9 protein-coding genes are annotated in these 9,611 nt (G+C 61.6%); 5 read left to right on the plus strand and 4 right to left on the minus strand.

The genetic code is table 11. The features are described 5' to 3' along the window. Window positions 1-236 precede the first annotated feature (236 nt). Both EN955_RS31750 and EN955_RS31755 read left to right on the plus strand, forming a co-directional pair. Window positions 237-1,517 (plus strand): O-acetylhomoserine aminocarboxypropyltransferase, encoded by a 1,281-nt coding sequence (locus tag EN955_RS31750; RefSeq protein ID WP_024504598.1) that lies wholly within the window; start codon window positions 237-239, stop codon window positions 1,515-1,517. A gap of 6 nt (window positions 1,518-1,523) precedes the next feature. Beyond that, on the plus strand, window positions 1,524-1,874 hold the full coding sequence (locus EN955_RS31755) for a cupin domain-containing protein (protein ID WP_013532197.1): 351 nt from the start codon (window positions 1,524-1,526) through the stop codon (window positions 1,872-1,874). Window positions 1,875-1,928: 54 nt separating this feature from the next. Here EN955_RS31755 and EN955_RS31760 read toward each other — a convergent pair whose 3' ends face one another. Then, window positions 1,929-2,813, minus strand: coding sequence for an AraC family transcriptional regulator (locus EN955_RS31760; protein WP_024504597.1), 885 nt, complete (start codon window positions 2,811-2,813; stop codon window positions 1,929-1,931). Window positions 2,814-3,090: 277 nt separating this feature from the next. Further along, entirely contained in the window at window positions 3,091-4,341 is a 1,251-nt protein-coding gene (locus tag EN955_RS31765) for a cytochrome P450 (protein WP_024504596.1), read from the minus strand. Between the two features lie 103 nt (window positions 4,342-4,444). Here EN955_RS31765 and EN955_RS31770 point away from each other — a divergent pair, with 103 nt between their 5' ends. Continuing rightward, window positions 4,445-5,443, plus strand: coding sequence for an FAD-dependent oxidoreductase (locus EN955_RS31770; RefSeq protein WP_245265375.1), 999 nt, complete (start codon window positions 4,445-4,447; stop codon window positions 5,441-5,443). Here the strand turns inward: EN955_RS31770 and EN955_RS31775 are convergent. Together EN955_RS31775 and EN955_RS31780 are read right to left on the minus strand one after the other, a co-directional pair. After that, window positions 5,437-6,816, minus strand: coding sequence for a pyridoxal-dependent decarboxylase (locus EN955_RS31775; RefSeq protein WP_024504595.1), 1,380 nt, complete (start codon window positions 6,814-6,816; stop codon window positions 5,437-5,439). The two genes, EN955_RS31770 and EN955_RS31775, sit on opposite strands and share 7 nt — an antisense overlap. 49 nt (window positions 6,817-6,865) lie before the next feature. After that, window positions 6,866-7,456, minus strand: coding sequence for a hypothetical protein (locus EN955_RS31780; RefSeq protein ID WP_024504594.1), 591 nt, complete (start codon window positions 7,454-7,456; stop codon window positions 6,866-6,868). A gap of 338 nt (window positions 7,457-7,794) precedes the next feature. On the opposite strand from EN955_RS31780, the gene EN955_RS31785 reads away from it, so the two are divergent. Next, window positions 7,795-8,424 (plus strand): ATP-dependent Clp protease proteolytic subunit, encoded by a 630-nt coding sequence (locus tag EN955_RS31785; RefSeq protein ID WP_024504593.1) that lies wholly within the window; start codon window positions 7,795-7,797, stop codon window positions 8,422-8,424. Window positions 8,425-8,721: 297 nt separating this feature from the next. Further along, window positions 8,722-9,611 (plus strand): ATP-dependent Clp protease ATP-binding subunit ClpX (gene clpX, locus EN955_RS31790; RefSeq protein ID WP_127223530.1); only part of this gene is annotated, 890 nt, incomplete at its 3' end.

A 9,611-nucleotide genomic window follows, 5' to 3' on the forward strand; every position in this document is an offset into this window, starting at 1 on the left:
GCAGAAGTAGTGCACGTCGCTCAAAAGTGCGCAGCGGTTTTGGGATAACGACGTGCACCAAAAGCAAGGCCTGACGCGCGATGCGCCTTAGGCGCAAAATTATTCCTTAGGCCAGCGCATTTTCTCGGGCCTCGGCCGCAGATCGCTAGCCGAAGGGTATTTTCTTCTTTGCATTCGCGCTCATGCTTCGCCAAGAATGCCCGGCGATTTCAAGAGTTTCAAAAGGGAGGTTTTCAGTGACCCGCACGCCAGGTTTCAACACGCTCGCCGTCCACGCCGGTGCCAAGCCCGATCCGGCGACCGGCGCGCGCGCCACGCCGATCTACCAGACGACCTCCTTCGTCTTCGACGATGCAGACCATGCCGCGTCGCTGTTCGGGCTGAAGGCCTTCGGCAACATCTACACCCGCATCATGAACCCGACCCAGGCGGTGCTGGAAGAGCGCATGGCGGCCCTTGAAGGCGGCACGGCGGCACTCGCGGTCGCCTCCGGCCATGCGGCGCAGGTGATCGTGTTCCACAATCTGATGCAGCCGGGCGACAATTTCGTCGCGGCCAACAAGCTTTACGGCGGTTCGATCAACCAATTCGGCCATGCCTTCAAGAATTATGGCTGGGAGGTGCGATGGGCCGACACCAACGATATCTCGACCTTCGAAAGCCAGATCGACGACAGGACCAAGGCGATCTTCATCGAAAGCCTCGCCAATCCGGGCGGCACCTTCGTCGACATCGAGAAGATCGGCGACATCGCGCGCAAGCACGGCCTGCCGCTGATCGTCGACAACACACTGGCCTCGCCCTACCTCATCCGGCCGATCGAGCATGGCGCCGACATCGTCGTCCATTCGCTGACCAAATTCATCGGCGGTCACGGCAATTCGATCGGCGGCGCCATCGTCGACGGCGGCACCTTCGACTGGTCGAAATCGGGCAAATACCCGATGCTGTCGGAACCGCGCCCCGAATATGGTGGTCTTGTCCTGCACGAAACCTTCGGCAATTTCGCCTTCGCCATTGCCGCGCGCGTGCTCGGCCTGCGCGATCTCGGCCCGGCGATCTCCCCGTTCAACGCCTTCCTCATCCTGACCGGCCTGGAAACCCTGCCGCTGCGCATGCAGCGCCACTGCGACAATGCCGTGACGGTTGCCGCCTGGCTGTCCAACCACCCCAAGGTCGCATCGGTGAATTACCCCGGCCTGCCCTCAGACAAGAACAACGCGCTGCAGAAGAAGTACTCACCGCTTGGCGCCGGCGCCGTGTTCACCTTCGCGCTGAAGGGCGGCTATGACGCGGGCGTCAAATTCGTCGAGGCTCTCGAGCTGTTCTCGCACCTCGCCAATGTCGGCGATACCAAGTCGCTGGTCATCCACCCAGCTTCGACCACGCACCGCCAGCTTTCCGACGAGCAGAAGGTCAAGGCCGGCGCAGGACCGGACACGGTGCGGCTTTCGATCGGCATCGAGGACGTCAACGACATCGTCGCCGACCTCGAACAGGCTCTAGCCAAGGTCTGACCGATCATGAGCGAGTCGAAATTTCTTTCCATCGGCGTCGACGCTGTCGACGCCGAACAGGGTGCACCGGCGCCCGACCGGCTGATCTCGGGCGATCCCAAATTCCGCACCTGGAATGTCGAGGAGCGCGACGGCGGCCTCTATGCCGGCATATGGGAATCGACCCCGGGCAAATGGCGCATCGTCTATGACGAGTGGGAGTTCTGCCACATCCTGTCCGGCGTTTCGGTGATCGCGGAGGACGGTGGGCAAGCGCGCACCGTCAAGACCGGCGACAGCTTTGTGCTGAAGCCCGGCTTCAAGGGCAGCTGGGAAGTGCTTGAAACGACTCGCAAGGAGTATGTGATCAAGCTTTGATCTCGCGTCGCCATGATGCTCGCGATCGGGGGGACAAACCGCTGTCCTGCCGAGCTATTTCAGAGGCAGAAAGAGTTCAACGACCACTTCGCGTAGCGGGCCCTCCGGGAAGTGGGACAGATGTCGTTGGCAATAGATCGGAAAGTCGCGTGCTTCCTCGCCGCTGGCCGGAAGCCATTCACGATAAAGATAAAGTGCTGCGGGTTCGAGATTGTTGGTATTGCCAGGGTAGCGCAGCACCGCGCAGCGCCCGCCGGGGATCACGCCAGCCTTCATCTGCCCGTCATTCGCCTCGATCGGCCGGTCTGTCCCGGCACAAATGTCCATGCTGTAATCAGCCGGGACCGCGGGCTCCCTTTCGGAACGGAAGACGTTGAAGGTCGGGCTTGTCTCGGGCGACAAGCCCGCCGCCTTACGCCAGGCGATGAACCGCTGGATGGTGTCCTGGAGCGTCGCCCGGTCTCCGCGGTGCTCCATGATCGCCACCGGCGTCGGGGGCACATCGCGGATCGTCACGTCGTCGTGTTCAAAGATTATCTGCATAAGCGTGTTCCTTGCTTTTTCGAGGGGCCCGAAGGCCATGAGCCACGACCCCCAGTCGGGAGACTTCCGGAACGACGACGGCGATTGTCCGAACCGTTGCCGAAAGGCGCGGGCGAAGGCATCCGGCGCGTCGTAACCGGCATCCATGGCTATGTCGGTGACGCTTTGGGCGTCACTTTCGGCAAGTCTGTACGAAGCACGCTTCATGCGGGCGAGCTGGACATAGCGATGCACGGACACCCCGAAGGTGGACGTGAACTGTCGGTGGAAATGATATTTCGAGAACGCCGCGACACCGCTCAACGCCTCCAGCCCCAGATCGTCATCCAGATTCTGGTCTATATGGTCTAGCACCCGCTGCATTCGGGCTTGGTAGTTTTCAAGTGCGGCCTTCAACGTCTCTTTCTCCGTGACGACACCAGTTAGGCCTTTCCGGATATATCGCGCTCGACCGATCTTGCGATTTGGCATGGATCGACAGGGGCTGCCAGCAACGGCCTTCAGGCTCTCCCCCAAGCTTGTGCTGCCTGCGTATGACTATTTCGCTGGAACTGGCTGAGACAGCTTCCGGTGCCTTGTCGTGGAAGGGCATCGTGGGCGGTCCGGTGAGCCGACCTTGTGGTTGCTGCTGGCGCTATGGCTGGAATAGGCCGGCGCCCAAATCCGCGCTTCGTCAAAAGCCGACGGCGAGCCTTTCCAGCCCATGGAAGTGGTAAGTGTCGCGGAAGCTTGGCCTTTCGGCAAGATGCAGCTTCGGGTGCCGTTCGAACAGGGTTTTCAGCGACACCTGCAATTCTAGCCTGGCCAGCGGCGCGCCGATGCAGAAATGGATGCCGGCGCCGAATGACACGTTCTTCTGGTCCGGACGATCGGGCCTGAAAGCTTGCGGTTCGGCGAAGGCGCGCGGGTCATGATTGGCCATGCCGAGCAGCAGCCCGATCGTCTGGCCCGGCTGCACGATAATGCCAGGTGCGACTTCGGTCTCCTGATAGGCATAGCGCGTGAACATGTGCAGCGGCGCGTCGAAGCGCAGGCATTCCTCGACCGTTGCCGCGGTCGCTTCGGGTGAGCCGAAGAAGCGGCTGACATCGCCGCCTTGCATAAGGATCGAACGGACAGCGTTGCCGGTCTGATGCACTGTCGCTTCATGACCGGCATTGAGCAGCAGGATCGTCGAGGACACCATCTCGTCCTCCGACAGCTTTTGGCCGTCCTCCTGCGCCGAGATCAGCAGCGACAGCAGGTCGTCGCCAGGGTTCTTGCGTCGCTCGGTGACATGGAAACGCAGGAAATCGGCAAATTCGCCCGCGGCGCGGTTGGCCATCTCTTCGATCTCGCGGGTGCGGCCATGGATGTACATGGCGACCATCTGGTGCGACCAGTCGAGCAGTTGCGGCCCCATCTCGACCGGCACGCCGAGCATTTCGGCAATGATGGTGACCGGCAAGGGCGCCGCGAAGGCGGGCAGCAGGTCGACTGTCTTGCCCGGGTCGAAACGGTCGATCAGTTGGTTGGCGAGCGCTTCGACGCGCGGCCGCAGCCGTTCGACCTGACGTGAGACGAAGGCACGGTTCACCAGTGTTCTGAGCCGCGTGTGCACGGGTGGCTCCAGTTCCAGCATCGAATTGGCTTCGATGCCGTCGAAAGCCCTGAGATGGCTACGGTCCTGTCCGATACCGCGACTGTCTGGAATGCCGGCCGGATTCTGGCGGCCGAAACGGCGGTCGCGCAGCAGCCGGTTGACGTCGTCGAAGCCGCCAAAGCACCAGAAGCCGAATTCTTCCCAGAAGAAGGCATTCGATGCGCCGTGCAGAAATGCATAGGCCTCGTACGGGTTCTGAAAAAAGGCATGCTTGTGCGGATCGAGCCGCAGGTGTCGCGTGGCTGGATCAAAGACCAGGCCGGGTGGCGTCAATTTGCTCATGCCAGACCAATAGCGCGGCTTGCCAGCCTGGTTCCAGACCGTATGTTGGCGCCCGCAATCCAATACGTTGAGCCAGCCGACCGGCTGCGGAAAGTCTGATTTGATGAAGGTGATCGTTGTCGGTGCGGGTATTGCCGGCCTCTCGACCGCGTGGTCGCTGGTCAAGGCGGGTCACAGCGTTTCGATCGTCGAGCAGGGGCCGATCCCGAACCCGCTTGCCGCGTCGGGCGACCATCATCGCATCATCCGCCGCGCCTATCGCGCGGGGACCGGCTACGGCCGGCTGATCACCGAAGCCTACCGGGCCTGGGACGAGATGTGGGCCGATCTCGGCGAAAGCCACCTCGATCCCAGAGGATTTGTCTGCATTTCGCGCGAGCCTGGCGACGAGGCCGAGGAATATCGCGAGGGCCTGGAAGAAGGCAATTTTCCGTTCGAACTGCTGGAGCCCGACGCGGCGGTGAAACGCTGGCCGTTTCTGGAAGCCGGGTCGTTTCGCTACGCCTATTTCTCGACCGAAGGCGGCGCCCTGCATTGCCGCAAGATCGCGTCCGGCCTGGCAAAGTGGCTGCGCGCCAACGGCGCCAATGTCTACGAAAACAGCAAGGTCGTCGAGGTCGACTCCGAGGCCGGCCACATCGTGCTCGAAAGCGGCGAGACGATGCAGGCCGACCGTATCGTCGTCGCCGCCGGCGCCTGGGTGCTAAAGCTGTTTCCGGAACTGGATGGAGAATTGAAGACCTATCGAACCGCACTTGCCTATGTCGAACCGCCGGCCGACCTCAAGGCGGCCTGGCAGGCGGCACCGGTCGTGCTCGATGTCGGCGGCGCGATCGACGGCTATGTGATCCCGCCCTCCGGCGGCGCCGGCATGAAGTTCGGGTCAGGGCTGCACAAGGTGCCGACCAGCGACGCCGATTGGAACCGCGAGCCGGTGGCGGGCGAGGGCGAGGCGATCCGCAACCTGTTTTCGCCGCCGATCGCCCGCATCGAAGAGGCGCGTTGCCGCTGCTGTCGGCGATGGGGATATCGCCGGTCTGAAGGCATGGCTGCGGGCGGAGGTCGCCTGAAACACGAGGCCAAATCCGCAGCGGTTCAATGATTGAGTTCGTCTGCGGCGGCAATGACTTCGGACACAATCGCCCGCACGTCATCCAAGGTCGTCCTGTGATTGACGAAACACGCCCGCAGCGCGAACTGACCGCTGATCGTTGCATTCGACAGATACACGAGGCCGCGCGCGATCACGCGGCGCAGGATCGCTTCGTTGTCCTTAGAGCGGTGACGGAAACAGACCGCGCTTAGCGATACCGGCGCAAGCTGCTCAAGCTCCGGCTGTGAAGCGATTGCCTGTGCCAGCATCTGGGCATGGTAGAGATCGCGCGCGATGGCTTCGCGATAGGCACGGCGCCCGTGATACTGCAGCGACATCCAGAGCTTCAGCGCACGGAAGCGCCGAGACAGTTCGATCGACTCTTCAAAGAATGCAAATGCTTCCGTTGGGTCTTCGCTCAATATCCTGACGTAGTCGTCGCTGTGCGAGAAAGTCGTGCGCGCAATGTCTGGGTGGCGATTGAGCAGGCAGCCGCAATCGAGTGGCTGATAGAGCCATTTGTGCGCATCGAGCGACAGCGAATCCGCCAAAGACAGTCCCTGGAACTTTTCCGGGACGGTCAGGGCCGCCAGTCCCCCATAGGCCCCATCGACATGCATCCACAACGCTTCCCTGCGGGCAATGTCTGCGATTTCGGGAAGGGGATCGATCGCACCGGAGATGATGGTGCCGGCCGTGGCCACGATGGCGATGGGCATGTTGCCGATGCCGCGGTCGGCTGCAATAGCTGCCTGGAGGGCATCCGTCCGCATCCTGAATTTGTCGTCGACAGGGATCAAACGGAGATTTTTTCTACCGATCCCCAACAGCGCGACGGCCTTGGGAATGGACATGTGCACTTGCTCGGAAGCATAGATCACGCACGGTCGCACGCCTGTTTCGTTGGCTGGCAGCTTCGCTTCCCGCGCCATCGCCAGGGCCATGAGGTTCGCCGTCGAGCCGCCGCCGCACAGGCTGCCTGTAAATCCGGGGCAACCGACAGCCTCCGCCAACCATTCGACGACGGCGCGTTCGATCGATGTCGCAGCCGGTGCCGAGCGCCACGACGTCACATTCTGATTGAGCACCGCAGCCAGCAATTCCCCCAGCGCGCCGATCGGTTCGCCGGAGCCGACGACATAACCGAAGAACCTGCCGGTTGAAGGCCGCACATGCTCCGCTATCGACTTGAAATCCTGCAAGACTTCCCGACCACGACCGCTCTCCTGCCAAGGCCGCGAGAAGAGTTCCGTCGTCTGTTTGCCGCTGGTCGTGGGATACGTCCGACGTTCCTCGAGGGAGGCCCAATAAGCTTTGGCAAGCGCCAAGGCTTCTTCGGCAAGGTCTGACAATTCCTGATTGGAAATTTCCAGGTCGCGCATGCCCTCAGCCCAACGGAGATCCGCTGCGAAGCAGGGTACGCCATGCGCGCTAATCCTGGCAATGCCTGGGAATATGCACCCGCCGCCAACTGGATGAGCCTTCCCGGACCAACACACGACGCGCGACGGTCTGGTAGGAGGCGGGGACATCGATGACGCGCCTTTGTTCCGGCCGCACCAGCACCTCCTCGGCGATGCTGTCATATTGTGCGGGAATGACGACGCGCCGCGTGCGTTCGGGCTGGATCACGACGGTCTCTGCGACGCGTTCGTAGCGCGCCTTGTGCCATACCTTGCACAGCACCTTGCGGCCATGGATGACGCGCCATTCCCAGGAATAGCCGCCGCCATCGACCCGGACCGTACGGTAGACGGTGCGGGTGACGGCCGGTACGATCTGGTAGGTCACTTGCGCCGGAACGGTCATCACGACGCGCTCGCGCGTGCCAAAGATAGGGGCGATATAGTCGACCTGCTGACCGGGCGGACTGATCATCACGTCTTCATAGACCGTGTCATAGACGGCCGGACTGCGGACCGGCTCATAACATTCGACGGCGCGGCCGCCGGCCGCCGTCTGCGAAATCGTGCCGAGCACGGTCAGGCCGGCAATGGTGAAGCATGCGGTTTTCCCGGGCATGACACTCCCCCTGTTGAACTCTATGCATAAGTTCAACGTTGAATTGTAGAGGAAGCCGTCTCGGAAAAAAGCGGTTTCGGCGCATTTCGTTAAGTGACGCGGTTAAGAAACTGCTACGTTGCGGGGCCGGCGATGCGGCTCCGGACCCGCGGAAGCATCCGCCGCCGCGAATCCTTGGTCAGAAAGCTTGATTCGACTTACCCAGATGGCTAGGAGGGGTCGGCCTTGCACAAGGACGAGCCGGCATCCTATTTACGGAATAACGATCCAGAACCGATTCTGCCCGATCTGCCGGCATTCCCGGCGCCGGAATCCCACCGCGAGATAAGAGATACCTGATGAAGAACCCCGTCGAAACCTACATGAACCTCGTTCCGATGGTGGTCGAACAGACCAATCGCGGCGAGCGGGCCTACGACATTTTCTCGCGCCTCCTCAAGGAGCGCATCATTTTCATCACCGGTCCGGTCGAGGACGGCATGGCGACGCTGGTCTGCGCGCAGCTTTTGTTCCTCGAAGCTGAGAATCCGAAGAAGGAAATCAACCTTTACATCAATTCGCCGGGCGGCGTCGTCACCTCGGGCATGGCGATCTACGACACCATGCAGTTCATCAAGCCGGCCGTGTCGACGCTCTGCATCGGCCAGGCGGCTTCGATGGGTTCGCTGCTCCTGACTGCCGGTCACAAGGACATGCGCTTTGCCACGCCGAACGCCCGCATCATGGTTCACCAGCCTTCCGGCGGCTTTCAGGGCCAGGCGTCCGACATCGAGCGCCATGCCCTGGATATCATCAAGCTGAAGCGTCGCCTCAACGAGGTCTACGTCAGGCACACCGGCAAGAGCTATGAAGAGATCGAGAAAACGCTCGACCGCGACCATTTCATGACCGCCGACGAAGCCAAGGATTTCGGCCTCATCGACAAGGTCATTTCGTCGCGCGAGGCGGCCGAAGGGGCGCTGGCATAAAGGCAAGTTGGCAGTTGGATGGCACCATCACGCGCTTTTGGCGCGTCTTGCGGCATTTCGGCCACAATTGGCTGTTCCCTCGGGGGACAGGATTGCCTACGTTAAGGCTATGTTGAGTTTCGGCGGCTTAGCTTTATGCGGGGTTGTCGCGAATCATTGCCACGTTTTCTGATTTGTGTTTCGTACGGAATGCGTTGCGGGAGCCGGGACACACTGGCGGCGGCGGATTCCCGCGATAGATAGAGTATGCGCCCTTTCAGCCAGACCATCGGCGGGCGGCCATGAAAGGACATGAAAATGAGCAAGGTCGGCAACAACAGCGGCGATTCCAAGAACACGCTTTACTGCTCGTTTTGCGGCAAAAGCCAGCACGAAGTGCGCAAGCTGATCGCCGGTCCGACGGTCTTCATCTGCGACGAGTGCGTCGAACTCTGCATGGACATCATCCGTGAAGAGAACAAGACCTCGATGGTGAAGTCGCGCGAAGGCGTGCCGACACCGCAGGAGATCCTCAAGGTTCTCGACGACTATGTCATCGGTCAGCCCTACGCCAAGCGCGTGCTGTCGGTGGCGGTCCACAATCACTACAAGCGCCTCGCGCATGCCGGCAAGAACAACGATGTCGAACTGGCGAAGTCCAACATCCTTTTGATCGGCCCGACCGGTTGCGGCAAGACGCTGCTCGCGCAGACGCTGGCCCGCATCATCGACGTGCCGTTCACCATGGCTGACGCGACGACGCTGACCGAAGCCGGCTATGTCGGCGAGGACGTCGAAAACATCATCCTGAAGCTGTTGCAGTCGGCCGACTACAATGTCGAGCGCGCCCAGCGCGGCATCGTCTACATCGACGAAATCGACAAGATTTCGCGCAAGTCGGACAATCCCTCGATCACCCGCGACGTCTCGGGCGAGGGCGTGCAGCAGGCGCTCTTGAAGATCATGGAAGGCACCGTCGCCTCCGTGCCGCCACAGGGCGGCAGGAAGCACCCGCAGCAGGAATTCCTGCAGGTCGATACAGCCAACATCCTGTTCATCTGCGGCGGCGCCTTCGCCGGGCTGGACAAGATCATCTCGGATCGCGGCCGCAAGACGTCGATCGGCTTCGGCGCGGTCGTCGCTTCGCCGGAGGATCGCCGCACTGGCGATGTTTTCCGCCTGGTCGAGCCCGAGGATCTGTTGAAGTT

Source organism: Mesorhizobium sp. M7A.F.Ca.CA.001.04.2.1, assembly GCF_003998485.1.
Taxonomy (GTDB): Bacteria; Pseudomonadota; Alphaproteobacteria; order Rhizobiales; family Rhizobiaceae; genus Mesorhizobium; species Mesorhizobium ciceri.